This window comes from Azospirillum largimobile, assembly GCF_977007025.2.
Window position 1 is genome coordinate 1,335,376 of record NZ_CDRMUA020000001.1, and the last position, 15,287, is coordinate 1,350,662.

Annotated in this window: 12 protein-coding genes; 8 read left to right on the top strand and 4 right to left on the bottom strand. The window is 66.8% G+C overall.

The window, feature by feature from the left end:
• Positions 1-193: 193 nt before the first annotated feature.
• Positions 194-2,692 carry a glycogen/starch/alpha-glucan phosphorylase gene (locus ACWPKK_RS06200; RefSeq protein ID WP_452001870.1) on the bottom strand — a complete coding sequence of 833 codons (2,499 nt, stop codon included), beginning with the start codon at positions 2,690-2,692 and terminating at the stop codon, positions 194-196.
• A 190-nt stretch (positions 2,693-2,882) separates the two neighbouring features.
• Here ACWPKK_RS06200 and ACWPKK_RS06205 point away from each other — a divergent pair, with 190 nt between their 5' ends.
• The 3 genes from ACWPKK_RS06205 (at position 2,883) to ACWPKK_RS06215 (ending at position 6,433) form a co-directional block, all read left to right on the top strand.
• Entirely contained in the window at positions 2,883-3,428 is a 546-nt protein-coding gene (locus ACWPKK_RS06205) for a GNAT family N-acetyltransferase (RefSeq protein ID WP_452001873.1), read from the top strand.
• Positions 3,429-3,906: 478 nt separating this feature from the next.
• The gene (locus tag ACWPKK_RS06210) at positions 3,907-4,380 is read left to right on the top strand and encodes a sigma-70 family RNA polymerase sigma factor (RefSeq protein WP_085089358.1); all 474 of its coding nucleotides are present in this window, start codon (positions 3,907-3,909) and stop codon (positions 4,378-4,380) included.
• A gap of 451 nt (positions 4,381-4,831) precedes the next feature.
• Positions 4,832-6,433, top strand: coding sequence for a methyl-accepting chemotaxis protein (locus tag ACWPKK_RS06215; protein WP_452001876.1), 1,602 nt, complete (start codon positions 4,832-4,834; stop codon positions 6,431-6,433).
• Positions 6,434-6,505: 72 nt separating this feature from the next.
• On the opposite strand, the gene ACWPKK_RS06220 is transcribed toward ACWPKK_RS06215, so the two are convergent.
• Complete coding sequence (locus ACWPKK_RS06220) at positions 6,506-7,372, bottom strand: SDR family oxidoreductase (RefSeq protein WP_324870419.1); 867 nt, start codon at positions 7,370-7,372, stop codon at positions 6,506-6,508.
• A 347-nt stretch (positions 7,373-7,719) separates the two neighbouring features.
• Between ACWPKK_RS06220 and ACWPKK_RS06225 the strand changes: the two genes are divergently transcribed.
• From ACWPKK_RS06225 to ACWPKK_RS06235, 3 genes are all read left to right on the top strand, one after another.
• Positions 7,720-7,944: an anti-sigma factor family protein gene (locus ACWPKK_RS06225; RefSeq protein ID WP_149223549.1), complete on the top strand. Its 225-nt coding sequence runs from the start codon at positions 7,720-7,722 to the stop codon at positions 7,942-7,944.
• A 95-nt stretch (positions 7,945-8,039) separates the two neighbouring features.
• A complete protein-coding gene (locus tag ACWPKK_RS06230; RefSeq protein WP_452001880.1) occupies positions 8,040-9,554 on the top strand; it encodes a hypothetical protein in 1,515 nt (504 codons plus the stop codon).
• Positions 9,555-9,683: 129 nt separating this feature from the next.
• The gene (locus ACWPKK_RS06235; RefSeq protein WP_452001882.1) at positions 9,684-10,859 is read left to right on the top strand and encodes a glycosyltransferase family 4 protein; all 1,176 of its coding nucleotides are present in this window, start codon (positions 9,684-9,686) and stop codon (positions 10,857-10,859) included.
• 40 nt (positions 10,860-10,899) lie between these two features.
• On the opposite strand, the gene ACWPKK_RS06240 is transcribed toward ACWPKK_RS06235, so the two are convergent.
• Positions 10,900-12,243, bottom strand: coding sequence for a tetratricopeptide repeat protein (locus tag ACWPKK_RS06240; protein WP_452001885.1), 1,344 nt, complete (start codon positions 12,241-12,243; stop codon positions 10,900-10,902).
• Between the two features lie 591 nt (positions 12,244-12,834).
• On the opposite strand from ACWPKK_RS06240, the gene ACWPKK_RS06245 reads away from it, so the two are divergent.
• Positions 12,835-13,530: a transglycosylase SLT domain-containing protein gene (locus ACWPKK_RS06245; RefSeq protein ID WP_310113810.1), complete on the top strand. Its 696-nt coding sequence runs from the start codon at positions 12,835-12,837 to the stop codon at positions 13,528-13,530.
• Positions 13,531-13,599: 69 nt separating this feature from the next.
• On the top strand, positions 13,600-14,442 hold the full coding sequence (locus ACWPKK_RS06250; RefSeq protein ID WP_452001889.1) for a 23S rRNA (adenine(2030)-N(6))-methyltransferase RlmJ: 843 nt from the start codon (positions 13,600-13,602) through the stop codon (positions 14,440-14,442).
• 116 nt (positions 14,443-14,558) lie between these two features.
• Here the strand turns inward: ACWPKK_RS06250 and ACWPKK_RS06255 are convergent, their stop codons facing one another.
• The gene (locus ACWPKK_RS06255) at positions 14,559-15,221 is read right to left on the bottom strand and encodes a phasin family protein (protein ID WP_452001892.1); all 663 of its coding nucleotides are present in this window, start codon (positions 15,219-15,221) and stop codon (positions 14,559-14,561) included.
• Positions 15,222-15,287: the final 66 nt, after the last annotated feature.

Sequence of the window (15,287 nt, forward strand, 5' to 3'; positions counted from 1 at the left end):
GGATGTCATAGCCCAATGGAGGGGGGCTTGTAAAGCGCCGGTTGCGGTTGCCCCCACCCCATCCCTCCCCCGCCTTCGGCGGGAGAGGGGGTAGGATGCTTGTCAGCTAAACTAAATCGCGAAGTGGCGGCAGTCCCCTCTCCCGCGAAGCGGGGGAGGGCGAGGGAGGGGGCAACGCTGAAGCACCCGCCCCTTACCGGAACCCCTCGCCGTCATGGTTGGGGTGCACCGGGTGTACGTCCCAGATCTCCCCGGCGTACTCGTTGACCGTACGGTCGGACGAGAACCAGCCCATGTTGGCGGTGTTCAGGATGGCCTTGCGGGTCCATTCCTCCGGATCGCGGTACAGCTGCATCGCAGCGTCCTGGGCCCGGCAATAGTCGGCGAAGTCGGCCGTCACCAGGAAATGGTCGCCGCCGTCGGTCAGTGCCTGGACGATCGGATGGTAGCGGTTGCGGTCATCCGGCGAGAAGGCGCCGGTGGAGATCATGTCGAGCGCCCGCTTGAGGCTGGGGTTCGACGCGATCACCTCGCGCGGGTTGAAGCCGCCGCTGGCGCGCAGGTCGTTCACCTCGTCCGCGGTCATGCCGAAGATGAAGATGTTGTCCGGCCCGACATGCTCGCGGATCTCGACGTTGGCACCGTCCAGAGTGCCGATGGTGAGCGCGCCGTTCAGCGCCAGCTTCATGTTGCCGGTGCCCGATGCCTCCATGCCGGCCGTGGAGATCTGCTCCGACAGGTCGGCGGCCGGGATGATGATCTCAGCCGCGGTGACGTTGTAGTTCGGCAGCAGCACGACCTTCAGGTTGTCGTGCACCGACGGGTCGTGGTTCACCACCTTGGCGACGTCGTTGATCAGTTTGATGATCAGCTTGGCCATGTGGTAGGACGGCGCCGCCTTGCCGGCGAACACCTTGGTCACCGGGACCCAGCTGACCGTCGGGTTGTCGCGCATCTCGTTGTAGAGCGCGATTGTGTGCAGCACGTTCAGCAGCTGGCGCTTGTACTCGTGCATGCGCTTGACCTGCACGTCGAAGATGCTGTCGACCAGCACCTCCTCGCCGGTCTGGCGGGCGATGTAGGCGGCGAGGCGCTTCTTGTTCTTGCGCTTGGCCCGGCGGAACTCCTCGCGGAACACCACGTCGTCGGCCTTCTCGCGCAACGCCGCGATCTGCGACAGGTCGGAGATCCAGCCCTCGCCGATGCGGGTGGTGATCAGCTCCGACAGGGCTGGGTTGGCCTGCTTCAGCCAGCGGCGCGGGGTGATGCCGTTGGTCTTGTTGTTGATGCGGTCCGGGAATTCCTCGTGGAAGTCGGCGAACACCGTCTGCTTCATCAGCTCGGTGTGCAGGGCCGACACGCCGTTGACCTTGTGCGAGCCGAGGAAGGCCAGGTTGCCCATGCGCACGCGGCGCTCGCCGCGCTCGTCGATCAGCGACAGGCGCGACAGCTTGGCATTATCCCCGTCCGCCCGCGCCTTGGTGCGGTTCAGGAACTTGGCATTGATCTCGTAGATGATCTGCATGTGGCGCGGCAGCACCCGCTCGATCATCCGCACCGGCCAGGCTTCCAGCGCCTCGGGCAGCAGGGTGTGGTTGGTGTAGGCGAAGGTGGCGCGCGTGATCTCCCACGCGTCGTCCCAGCGCAGGGCGTGCTGGTCGACCAACAGCCGCATCAGCTCGGCGATGCCGATCGCCGGATGGGTATCGTTCAGCTGGATCGCCGCCTTGTTGGGCAGGTTCTCGAAGCTGGAATGATGCTGCAGATAGCGGCGCAGGATGTCCTGCAGCGAGGCGGAGGTGAAGAAATACTCCTGCTTCAGCCGCAGTTCCTTGCCGGTCTCCGTCGCGTCGTTGGGGTAGAGGACGCGGCTGAGATTCTCCGACAGGATCTTCTGCTCGACGGCCTTCATATAGGCGCCGTCGTTGAAGTGGCCGAAGTTGAAGTCGCGGGTGGCGCGGGCAGACCACAGGCGCAGCGTGTTGATCGTCTCGCCGCCGAAGCCGACGACCGGCGTGTCATAGGCCATCGCCAGCACGCGGTCGGCGTCGACCCAGCGATAGGCGCGCTCGCCGACGCTGTCGCGGAACTCCTCGACGCGGCCATAGAACTGGACCGGGTACAGCACCTCCGGACGAGCGAATTCCCACGGATTGCCGAACTGCAGCCACTGCTCCGGATACTCGACCTGCCAGCCGTTCTCGAATCGCTGCTCGAACAGGCCGAACTCGTAGCGGATGCCGTAGCCGTAGCCGGGCAGCGCCTGCGAGGCCATGCTGTCCAGGAAGCAGGCGGCCAGACGGCCGAGGCCGCCGTTGCCCAGCGCCGCGTCCGGCTCCGCATCGACCACGTCCTCCATCGACAGGCCAAGGCGGTCGAGAGCCTGACGGCATTCGTCCATGATGCCCAGGTTCGACAGGCTGTTGGTCAGCAGGCGCCCGATCAGGAACTCCAGGGACAGGTAATAAACGCGCTTGGCGTCTTCCTGGTAGTAGCTGCGCGTAGTGTCCATCCAGCGGTCGACGACGCGGTCGCGCACGGCCAGCGCCACGGTGTGGAACCAGTCGCGGCGGGTGGCGGCGCGGGCATCCTTGCCGACCGAATAGACAAGCCATTCCAGGAACGACCGTTTCAGGCCGTCGACATCCAGGCTGCGGCGTTCGATGTCGCGAGATTTAAACCGAGCGTCCATGTCCTGACTTTCTGCTTGAAAGGCCAATAGGAGCGGGCGGCTGGAAGGACAGCGCTCCAACAGCGGGCCAACATGGGGTGGAGTGTCGGCGCTGTTGGTTAAACAAAGCTTTCCCCACGCGGACCATACCGTCGTTTCACTGTGGTAAAAGGGAGTAGAGTGGCACTCCCTCCCCTTTTTCCCGTCAACGATGCGTCACGAAATCGATCCTGTCCACTGCGATGCAGCATGCATCGTCATCCGCCGTGCCATAGCGGCCGACATTCCCGCGTTGCTGGCGATCGAGGAGCAGAGCTTCGCGACCGACCGGATGACGCGGCGCAACTTCCGCTATGCGATCCTGAAAGCAAAAGGTGTGGTCCTTGTGGCCGACTGCCAAGTGGGCAGCCGGTCGGACGACTGCCCGTCCGGCATGGGGAGCCGGCCGGTGGCCTACGGCGTGCTGGGCTTCCATGCGGGAACGCCGCTCGCCCGCCTCACCTCCTTCGCCGTGGAACCGGGCAAGCGGGGCCGGGGCATCGCCCGCCGCCTGCTGTCGGCGCTGGAGGATGCCGCGGCGGCCCATGGCTGTGCCGGGCTGCGGCTGGAAGTCCGGGCGGACAACGCGGCGGCGATCGCTCTCTACACCGCCGCCGGCTACCGCCGCTTCGCCGTCTATCCCGCCTATTACGAGGACGACATGGCGGCGCTGCGCCTTGAAAAACCGCTCGCGGCGCGCTCCCCGGCCACCTCCTGACTGTTGCGTTCCGGCACCGCAAGGCGCGTTCGGTGGTGGTAAGCCCGGCAAGCGGAACCGCGACCGGAATCTCCGCGATCTGCCACCGATGTCACTCTTTCCGAATCCGGCGGTGGAACATCCTCGGCAGACGGCGCGTTTAGCTCCCGACACGATCAACGACGGGCAACAACGGGACCGCCTCAATGACGCCACCGCCGACCGGATCGTTCCGCGATATCCCGCCGGGATCGCCCCAGGGTATGTCCAAGAGAGTGCCGGCCAGAGTCGAATGACGGGCCGGCAGATGGCATCCCACCGGGCAGCCTGACGCCGCAGGACCAAGACAGCTTCGATCCTCAGCCTTTCGAACCGGCAGCGCCCCGCTCGCGCGCCGGAACACCAAACGCCGTCCCTGCTTTGCGCCCCGCCGCCGATAGAAGGGCGCCGCCGCTCTACCGGCCGGCCGGGACGAACAGACCGTGGAGGAAGAATGACCATGGCGTACTCGTTCGAAAACGAACTGATCCGCTGCATGCCGAACCTGCAGCGCTATGCCTGCAAACTGACCCGCGACGCCAACGCCGCAGAGGACCTGCTGCAGGACTGCCTGGCCCGAGCCCTGTCTCGCCAGCATCGTTTCGAACCCGGCACGAATATGCAGGCGTGGTTGACCACCATGCTGAAGAACCTGCATTTCAACAACCTGCAGCGCGACCGCCATGTGACGAAGGTGGAGCTGTGGGACGGCGCCATGTCCGTCGATGCGGCGCAGATGTCACGTCTGGTCTTCCGCGACGTCGATCGCGCCTTCTCCTCCCTCACCCCGAGCCAGCGCAAGGTGGTAAAGCTGGTCGCCATCGAAGGCCGTCCCTATCAGGAAGCCGCGGAAACGCTGAACGTCTCCATCGGCACCATCCGCTCCCGCCTGTGTCGCGCGCGGGAAAGGCTGAACAACCTGATGACCGCCTGATCCCGTTTCCTCTACGGCCGGTCCTGTCCGGCAGCACCATGCACCCTCCGCAACCTGTTGCGGGGGGTGCATGCGTTCGTGCATAGCGTCACACGTTCAGATGAGAAATGGCTGCCATGCGTTTTCGCAAAGGTTGATCCAGATCACTGCCCCCTGACGGACAAAGTAATATTTTGGTAAAATTGGCAAATTATTTTAGATGCGCAAGAAATCTGAGTAATCTGCGGCGCATCCCATAAACGCGGCAGCGTTAATCCATTGTTCATATGACGATGGCCTATACTTGCGCTGACTGAGAGTCGATCGGTGCTTGCATCGATCACATCCAGAACATCAGTTCGCTTAAGTGTGGGTGAAAACCATGAATCCGTTGTCGCGAGTCGGGATCGGTCCGAAGATCTATTTTGTCGTATTTCTTCTCAGCGTGGTCGCAGCCGGCTTGGCCGCCTTCATGGCCAACACGTTGAATCGCGTGGATGGGAACTATTCCGATCTGATCACCACCGACATCGAATTCGCCCAAAAACTTGAACGGATGCGTGGCGACGTCGCGAACCTGGGCCGCGAGATGAACAACGTCCTGCTTCTCCAGGATCCGGCCGGCCTTCCCGCGCTCGCCAAGTCCGTTACCGAGATCCAGGCTGCGATCGCGGCGTCCAATACGGTCGTCACCCGCCTCGCCAAGCCGGAAACGACAGCGACCGTCGGCCGGATGACCGACATGATGGCCACGATCAAGCGCGCCCTGCCCGCGGTGATGGCGCTGAAGGAAAAGGGCGACCACGCCGGCGCCGCTGCCCTCTACGCCAAGGAATGCCGTCCTCTCGTGGTGGACACCTACAACACGGCCGCCAAGCTGGCGGACGAGGTCAATGCCGGGGTGCAACGCTCCTCCGACCGGTTGAGCGACGATACCGACGCCGCCATCAGGTGGGCCATCAGCGGAATGATCGTCGCCATTCTCCTTGCCGCCGCCACCTCGGTCGTCATCGCCGTCTTCGGCATCCGCCGCCCGATCACCGCGCTGAACGACGTGATGGAGCAGCTGGCCAAGGGCGATGCGACGGTGACGGTCACCGGAGCCGATCGCGGGGACGAGGTGGGGTCGATGGCCCGCACGGTGGAGGTCTTCAAGCAGAACCTCATCAACAACCGCCGCATGGAGCAGGAGGCCAAGGACGCCGAAGCCCGCGCCGCGGCGGAAAAGACCCGGACGATGAACGCCCTGGCCGACAGCTTCGAAGCGAGCGTCCAGGGGGTGGTCGGTGCGGTGTCCTCCGCAGCCACCCAGCTGCAGAGCAACGCGGAGAGCATGTCCTCCACCGCGGAGGAGACGACCCGTCAGGCCTCCTCCGTCGCCGCGGCCAGCGACCAGACCCTCAGCAACGTGCAGACGGTGGCCTCAGCCGCCGAGGAGCTGGCGAGCTCCATCAGCGAGATCGCCCGCCAACTCGAATCCGCCACCCGCATGAGCCGGTCCGCGGTGGACGAGGCGCAGCGGACCAATGCCACCGTGGAAAGCCTGGCCCAGGCGGCGGAGCGGATCGGCAGCGTCGTGCAGCTGATCCAGGAGATCGCCAGCCAGACCAATCTCTTGGCGCTGAACGCCACCATCGAGGCGGCGCGCGCCGGTGAGGCCGGCAAGGGCTTCGCCGTCGTCGCCAGCGAGGTGAAGAGCCTCGCCAACCAGACCGCGCGGGCAACCGAGGAAATCTCCGGCCAGATCCAGGCGATCCAGAAGGAAACCCACGGAGCCGTGGGCGCCATCCGCGGCATCGCCGATACGGTCCAGCAGGTCAACCAGATCGCCACCTCCATCGCCTCCGCGGTGGAGGAGCAGACCGCCGCCACCGGCGAGATCTCCCGCAATGTCCAGCAGGCGGCCCAGGGCACGGCTGAGGTGTCGCGCAGCATCATGGGCGTCAACGACGCCTCGCAGGAGGCAGGCCGGTCGGCGGCCGAAGTGCTTCAGGCCGCCGGCAGCCTCGGCAACCAGGCCCAGAACCTGCGGGAATCGGTCAACGCCTTCGTCGCCCGCATCCGCGCAGCCTGACGGCATCGTTCCAAGAAAGCCCCGTTGCGCCGGAATGGACGCAGCGGGGCTTTTCCGCATGACCGGCGGGCGTCAGCCGTTGACCACCGTTCCGCCGTTCGGATGCAGGACCTGACCCGACATATAGGAAGAGTCGTCCGACGCCAGGAAGACGAAGGACGGCGCCACCTCGTCCGGCTGACCGGCCCGCTTCATCGGCACGTTGCCGCCGAAATTCTCCACCTTCTCCTCGTCGAAGGTCGAGGGGATCAGCGGGGTCCAGATCGGCCCCGGCGCCACAGCGTTGACGCGGATGCCGCGATCGGCCAGCGCCATGGACAGCGACCGGGTGAAGGCGACGATGGCGCCCTTCGTCGCCGAATAGTCCAGCAGTTCCGGACTGCCCTTATAGGCGGTGACCGAGGTGGTGTTGATGATGCAGGCGCCCTCGTGCATGTGCGGCAGGGCGGCCTTCACCATGAAGAACTGGCCGAAGATGTTGGTGCGGAATGTCCGCTCCAGCTGTTCGGCGGTGATGTCCTCGATCGACTTCTGCGGGTGCTGTTCGGCAGCGTTGTTGATCAGGATGTCGATGCGCCCATGCTCGCCGATCATGCTTTCCACCGCCTTGCGGCAGGTTTCCTCCTGACCGACGTCGCCGCTCAGGATTTTGCAGGGCTGGCCCTCCGCCTCGACCAGCCGGCGGGTCTCGCGGGCATCCTCATCCTCGTTCAGGTACAGGATGCCGACCTTGGCGCCCTCGCGGGCGTACAGCACGGCGATGGCGCGGCCGATGCCGCTGTCTCCGCCGGTGATCAGCGCCACCTTGTCGCGCAGCTTGCCGCTGCCGCGATAGCCGGGCCGGGTCTCAGAAGGCTGGGGATCCATCGGCGCCTGATGGCCGGGCCGGCTGTCCTGGTGCTGCGGCGGCTGCCTGCTCTCCTGCTGAGCCACGGGCATTTCTCCTTTCACAGTACCCCTGACGGGGCGCGGACGGGATGCGTTGCACAATCACAACAGCCCCGATTGCGTCGCGTTCCGCCCCGTCTCCGTCTGGAACAATCAGCGATACCGTCCTGTTACTTGGCCGGGCGACGCGAAAGAGGATGGCGGTGCCGGATTGCTCGCCTCGAAAGGGAGCAGTGATCGCGCCGTTTGTCGGACTGGTATGGCCGAGGATCATGCCCATAAGATTGGGTAGGCGTCCTTTCGGCCGATCTTTCCGGAAACGGCGGAGCCACCGGACGTGTCACGGTTGATCGTGTCCCAGGGGAGAAACCCCGGCGACCCATCCGGGAACGACAGAGATGAAGCGTGTGACGATGACCGATATCAACGCCTATCTGGACGGCGCCCTCGACGAACGGGAGCGCGCGGCATTCGAGAGCGTGGTCGAGAGCGATCCCGACGCAAAGGCGCTGCTCGCCCAGCATCGCCAGCATGTGGAGGAACTTCATCGCCTGTATGACCCGGTCCTGAACGAACAGGTCCCGCCCCGCATGCTGGAGCTGCTGCGCAAGCGGAAAGGCTGAGCCCTCGCGATTTTCCTCTCCGTTCCGCGGCGCCATGCGCTATGGGATGCGGTGATGCCCCCTTTTTCGGGGGAGCCGGTTCGGACGGATGAGGCATGGCGCGCAGACGAGCGGAGCCGAGCATCCTGCTCGGCCCCATCCTGTATTTCCGTGGTGAGCAGCGCGACCGTTGGTGGCTGTCGGCGCTGTTCGTTCTGGACGGGGAGGTCGAACCCGACGACCTGCGGGTGGACGGCGTCACCCTGCCGGTTCCCCCGCGCCACCTTACGGTCTGGCGCCGCCGCCATGTCTGGCGCTTCGACTTCGCTGTTCCCCGCGGCATGCGCGACACCACTGTCGCCTATGGCTTCCCCGACGGACCCAGCTGGACGGTAGTCGTTCCGGGGCGTCAATCATTCCCACGCATGGCTATTCTGTACGGAAGCGGAATGACCGGCGCGACGAATGGCGCAGAGCCTTCGGGTGGGGGTGCGCCGCCGTCATCCCCCGCACTCTGGCGCGATCTTCTCGCCGGGCATTCCACCGACCGCTATCACCTGCTGATCCAGGCCGGCGGACAGGTCGATGGCGATGCCGTGCTAGCCGCCGCCCCGCAGGCCGCCTCTCTGCTTGGCGACGCCTCCCGCCGGCTCGGTCCGCCCCTGCCCGGTGTGGCGGAGGAACTGATGTCCGCCGGGTTCGACCGGATGCTGCGCGGCTGGAGCGGTGCCGCGGCTGCGGCCGTGCTGGCCTCGATCCCGTCGGTGATGATGTGGGACGGTTCGGACCTCGGCCGGCTGCTGGCAGGCGCCTGGGGCGGCCGGGAGGACGGCGATGCCGCTTCGCGCAGCCTGCGCCCGCTTCTGGCGGCGACGCGCCGGCAGGCACAGCTGTTCCAAACCGGCTCCGTCGCCGATTCTCCGCCCGATTGCCTGTGGGGGACTGCCTGCGGAACCCTGGCACAGGGCTTCGTCATGGGAGAAGCCGGGTTACTGGCGCTCGACCTGTGGACCGACCGCAATGCCCGCCGCATCCTGTCGGAGCGCGACTGGAGCCTGTTGCCGGACTGGCTCGATCGATTCGCCGCTTGCCGGCACCTGATCCTGGTCAGCGGTGCTCCGCTGCTGGTTCCCGCCGCCGCCGCGCTCGACCGGCTGGGTGCGGTGCTGCCAGGTCCCCTTCAGCGCCGGTTGGCGCGGGGGCTGGGCGATCACTGGACCGCACCGGGTCGCCATGCCGAGTGGGAACGGATGCTCCGCACCCTCGCCGACTTCTCAAGGCGGACCGGCTGCCGCATCACCGTCGCGTCGCGCGGCCTGTCGGGTGCCGCCGGCCGGGGGGTGCTGCGCGGCGGCGGGCTGGAGATGTGGCAGCTCTATGCCCCCCGTTTTGCCGTGTCTTCTTCTGCCGGCGCCCGGCCGGGCTGGCGTTCCCGGCTGGCGGAGCCGCTGGCGAGCCGGCCGGATCACCCCCTGCCCGCTCACAGGTTCGAGCTGCCGCCCTTCACGAACGGTGGCCGACGGCTGTTGCACGGTTCCGGATGGATCGCCTGCAGCTTCGACGGCAAGGGCCAGCTTCATGCCCGCTGGTGCCTGCCAAACGACGCCGGCCCCTACGCCCAGGCCATCTGACGCGGGACGGCAACGCAACCAGTCGGGACTGTTTGTCGCCCATTGTCCACGCGTGACGTGCATATCCTGTTGAAAACCCTGGCTGCGCGCGTCTAGGCTGCCGCCCCCACCTCTTTGCCGCAGGCCGCCATGAACCGCCGTTTCGCCCTGACCTGGCCGCTGTCCGAGATCCATGGATGGGGGCTGGTCGGCGTCCATACCGCTCTGTACCTGACTGCACAGGGCATGCGCCCGCTTCTGCTCGACGCCCCCATGATGGACAGCCTGCGGCCGCAGAACAGGACGGCTCTGCAGCCCCTGGAGGACGAGCATCGCCGCTATATGGAGGCGGCCGCCCCCTATGGAGACAGCACCATCGTCATCCCGGATGCCGACGTCCTCCATGCGCTGGGCAACCGGTTCGTGGTCGGCGAGCCTTCCCGCCGCTTCCGCGGCAATCGCAACATCGGGGTCATCGCCTTCGAGGACACGCGCTTCGATGCAGAGGTGTTGGCCCGCGCCCGCGCCTTCGACCGCATCGTGGTGCATTCCACGTACAATCGCGACCTTCTGCTGGAACAGGGCTTCGACGCTGTCGGCCTCGCCTTCCAGGGCGTCGACCCGACGGAGATGCGGCCGCTGCCGCCCTCCGGGCGCTTCGGCGACCGGTTCGTGGTGTTTTCGGGTGGGAAGCTGGAATACCGCAAGGGGCAGGACATCGTGCTGATGGCCTTCCGCGCCTTCCAGCAGCGCCATCCGGAGGCCCTGCTCGTCACTGCCTGGCAAAGCCCCTGGCCGGAGGTCGCCTTCAGCATCACCGAATCGCAGCTGACCGGCACTCCGCCGGATATCGGGCCGGACGGGCGGCTTCAGGTGGTGGAGTGGGCTGTCCGTTACGGCCTGCCCGCCGGGTCGGTGGTCGACCTCGGTCTCGTCGGCCGCGCCGACATTGCAGCCATCATGGCCGATTGCCATGCCGCGGTCTTCCCCAACCGCTGCGAGGGAGCGACCAACCTCGTCGCCATGGAGGCGATGGGCTGCGGCGTGCCGGTGGTGCTGTCTGCCAACACCGGTCACCTCGACCTGATCGGCCCGGCCGAGGAGCCGCGCTGCTGGCCGCTGTCGAAGCAGACCCAGCTGTTCCACAAGGGCGACCGCAAGGGCTGGAAGGAATCCTCGGTCAACGAGCTGGTCGCCCATCTGGAAGCGATCCATGCCGACCGGGAGGAGGCGAAGCGCCGTGCCGACCGCGCCCTCGCCTTCATCCAGGGCGAACGGACCTGGACGCATTTTGCCAAGTCGTTCATTGACGCCTGCGGCGCCTGACGGCGCCATCCCCTCATTGGCGCCTGAAGGCGCCATTCCGTCACCGGGAGGCGCGTTCCACCACGAACAGCAGCCCGGCGACCGGCACGCCCTTTTCCCGCCGCGGCGCGCAGGGCTCCATCAGGCGCACGGCGAAGCCGGCGTCCTCCGCGGTGCGGCGGACATAGGCTTCGGCGTGGGCATAGCGGCGGGTCGCGCCGAGGGCGAACTCCTGTGCCGACTCGACAGGCAGGCGCTCCACGGTCGCGGCGAAATGGCCACCCGGCGGCAGGGCGTGTGCCGCAGCCGCAAAGACCGGAACAAGGTCGCCGATATAGACCAACACGTCGGCAGCGACCAGAAGATCCCAGCCGCCGGGGGATCGCTCCATCGCCTCCACCACATCGCCGACGCCGAGTTCATCGTAAAGGCCGCGCTGCCGCGCCTTTTCCACCATGCGCGGCGACAGGTCGACGCCGGCCAGACGCGCCGCCAGCGGCTTGAAGGTGACGCCGGCCAGCCCGGTGCCGCAGCCGAGATCGAGAATCCGCAGGCCCGTCGCCGCTGGAATCACACGGTCCACCGCCGCCCGCAGCAGGTCGGGCGCCGCATAGCCGAGCTTGCCGACGAGATCCTGGTCGAAACGGTCGGCATAGCGGTCGAACAGGGCGCGGACATAGGCGGCCGACAGGTCGGCGCCCTCCCCGGCCTCCAGCGCCGCGATCAGCCGTTCCATCGGCGCGGCCTCGTCCCCCTCGGCGACATCGCGCGCATGGCGGAGCGCGGACAGCGCCTTCGCCGGTTCGCGCAGAGCCAGCCAGCAGCGACCCAGCGCATGGTGGACCTCCGCATCATCCTCGTACCGACGGCCGAGCGGTTGCAGCAGTTCCACCGCCGCCAGTGCGTCACCGGCCATGGTCAGCGCCTCGGCCAGCGCCAGCACGGCGCCGCGGTCGTTCGGGCGCAGGGCCACGGCCTCACGGAACTCCTCCAGCGCCTCGTCACGCCGGTCCAGCGCGGACAGGCAATGGGCGAGCCCGAGTCGCACCGCGGCCGAATCGCTCCGTTCGCCTGCCAGCACCCTATATAGAGCATGCGCAGCATCGATTTCGCCGCACTGCCGAAGTGCGTCGGCCAGCATCAGCCGCCATGTCCAATTGGCTGGATCCAGCATCACGGCGCACCGGTAGCAGGCCGCCGTCCGCTCGGTCAGACCGGCCCCGCCGCAGGCGTCGGCCAGCGCCGCCCAGGCTTCGCCATTCGCGGGATCGGCGGCGGCAGCCATCCGGAATCCACGGACCGCTCCGGTAAAATCCCCGGCATAGAGCCGGTCGTAACCGAAGCGGAACAGTTGATCGAGATCGGGAGCGGGCGACGCTCCGCCGAAGGACGGATCCGCGGACAAGGGGCTGGATTCCTCTGAGGTCGGGCCTGCACGAACGGGATGCCGCCGGCCCGCAGGGCTCCGTGTCCGCCTGCCGCCGTCATGGTCGATCGGACCGAACGCGGCATCTTCGAACCCGGTCCCCCGAGTCCAGGCAAACAAGGCGGCGGAGTTTACTGCCTCAACATGCTGCGCCGCGCAAGGGGGTCGCAAAAATCATCTGGAAGTGTGATTCCGGCGACACGCGGTCGCAGTAGCCCCTTTTTCATCCCCTGTACGGAAGGCAGATCAGGACCATCGGAACACCCCTTTCGATATCGCCGGCAAATGTGGCGATTCAAAGGCTTATGCCCGCAATCGAAGGGCCTAGGCCGTCGGTCCGGCGCCTCTGCGTGACATCTGACGGACGAAAGCTGTGGTATTACCAGGGTGCAAGGCGGTTGACGATGGATCAAATTTTTGGAAGTGTGGCCGCGGCGCCCGATTGGGAGGCGTCGAACATCTGGGTAGGAGGCGGTCGCCGTAAGCGACTCGGTGACCGGAACAACGGCCCCGCGCGGGGGGTCAAACAGCCGCCGTAGAACACGGGGCGACATCAGAAGGAGGTTTGGGATGCGGGGACGAAATCAGCGCGTATGCGCCACAGCGGGTGGACGCTTCGCACTGGCTGCGGGACTGCTGACGGCCCCCCTGGTGGCGCTGACGATGGCAACTCCCGCCCAGGCCCAGACCGCGACCCCGTCGCTCGCCAAGGAAAGCTGCGTCACCCACGCGGTGGAAGCCGAACAGAAGCTCGGCATTCCCTCGGGCATGCTGGTGGCGATCGCGCTGGTCGAAAGCGGTCAGGACGGTGCGCCGCATCCCTTCGCGATGAGCGTCCAGGGCCGTCCCTACTACGCTCGCAACGTCAACGATGCCGCCCGGCACCTGCGCGACCATCGCGGGCAGCTTCGCTCCAACACCTATGTCGGCTGCATGCAGCTGTCCGTCGCCTCGCACCGCGGCGAATTCCAGCCGCTGGAAAAGATCGTGGAGCCGCGCGACAACGTGTTCTACGCCGGCCAGCTTCTGGTCCGCTTCCATGGCGAGGAAGGCAACTGGAAGACCGCGCTGGCCCGCTACAACGGCGGTTCGGGCCGCCGCGCCCAGGCCTATGTCTGCAAGATTTGGCAGAGCCTGTCCGAACTGGATGCGCAGAGCGCGAAGCTGCTCGCCTCGTCCCGTTGTGAAGACACCGATCCGGTCAGCGTTGCCCCCGGCACCCGCCGCAGCTTCCGCAACGCCCAGCAGGTCGCCGCGATCAACTGATCACCCCATCGACAGTGGCGCCGGCATGACCGCTGGCGCAAAGCGGCGTGATCGGGTAAACCCCGGCGCATGAACTATCGCCACATCTTCCACGCCGGCAACCCGGCCGACGTGATGAAGCACGCCGTCCTGGCGCTGATCCTGGATCATCTGCGCGCCAAGCCGGCGCCCTTCTGCGTGCTCGATACCCATGCCGGCATCGGCCGCTACGACCTGACCTCCGAACCGGCCCGCAAGACCGCGGAAAGCGACGAGGGCATCGGTCGCCTGTGGGGCCGGCCGGCGCTCCACCCGGGGCTGGCGCCCTATCTGGACACCGTGCAGGCGCTGAACCCGGACGGCTCCTTGCGCTGGTACCCCGGTTCTCCCCTGATCGCCCGCGCCGCCTTGCGCCCGCAGGACCGCATGGTCCTGGTGGAGCTGCACCCCGACGACGCCCACAGCCTGAAGGCGGAGTTCGCCGGCGACCGCGCCGTGTCCGTCCATCAATCGGACGCCTACACCGCACTGAAGGCCCATCTGCCCCCCAGGGAGAAGCGCGGGCTCGTCCTGATCGATCCGCCCTTCGAACAGCCGGACGAGTTCGCCCGCATGGCCGAAGGGCTGGCGTTGGCCCACCGCCGCTGGTCCACCGGCATCTTCGCCCTGTGGTATCCCATCAAGGAGCGGGCGGCGGTCTGGCGGTTCCAGGACGCCGTGGAAAAGACCGGCATCCCCAAGGTGCTGATCGCCGAGCTGACATGGCATCCCGAGGACACCCACCTGCGCCTGAACGGCTCCGGCCTGCTGATCGTCAACCCGCCCTGGAAGCTGGAAGAGACGTTGCGCGACATGCTGCCGGCCCTGCACGACGCCCTGCCCTCCACCGGCGGCGGCGCGTCGGTGAGCTGGCTGACGCCGGAGGCGTCGTAACCTCAGGCTGACGCCGGAAGTGTCGTGAAGAGCCATCCGGCGCAGAAAAAACCCCGGTCCTTGCGGGCCGGGGTTCAGGTCAGGATGGAGACCGTTCCTTCTGGATTGGTGGATGCTTAGAACCGGCGCTCCGTCTGCTGGGCCGCACCTTCGAGGCGGGCGTTCAGCTTGCCGATCGCGGTGCTGGCGGTGTTCGCCGACAGCTCGGAAATCTTGACGCTGCGGCTCAGCACCAGTTGCATGTTGTCCTTCAGCATCCGGCTCTGCGTCGCGTAGAAATCCGGGACCGTGCGGCTGCGCATCAGCGCGTTCATGCCCTCGGCATTGCGGCTGGCGACTTCCTGGGCAAGGCCCATCCATTCGCGCCAGGCGTTCTGCCAGCCGTCGGCCAGCACGCTGCCGCACTGGACCATGACGTCCATGGTCTCGCGCGTCTGGCTGGCGACCTCGCCCTGGGCTTCCTTGGACAGCCCGAGAGCGCGCTGCAACTGCTCCGACGTGCGGCCGGCGACGTCGCTGGCCGTCCCCATGACGGTGCGGGCGGTGTCGGCGGTGCGGCGGGTCATGTCGGCACCGGCGCCGATCGCCTTCTGGCCGGCTTCCGCGCCGGCATCGGCGGCATGACGACCGGTCTCGGCCGCCTCCTCGCCCATCGACCGGGCGGCGTCGGCAGCACGGCGGGTGGTGGCTTCCCCAGCGCGGGTCATCTCTTCCACCGTGCCCTTCGCACGGTTGGCGGTGTCACGCGTGGTGGTCGTGGTGTCTTTGTCCGTGGCCATGCGGGATGCTCCTCGAATACGTTCGTCCGGGTGGACGCTTCTTCCCAAAGCTCGCGTCGGTCATTT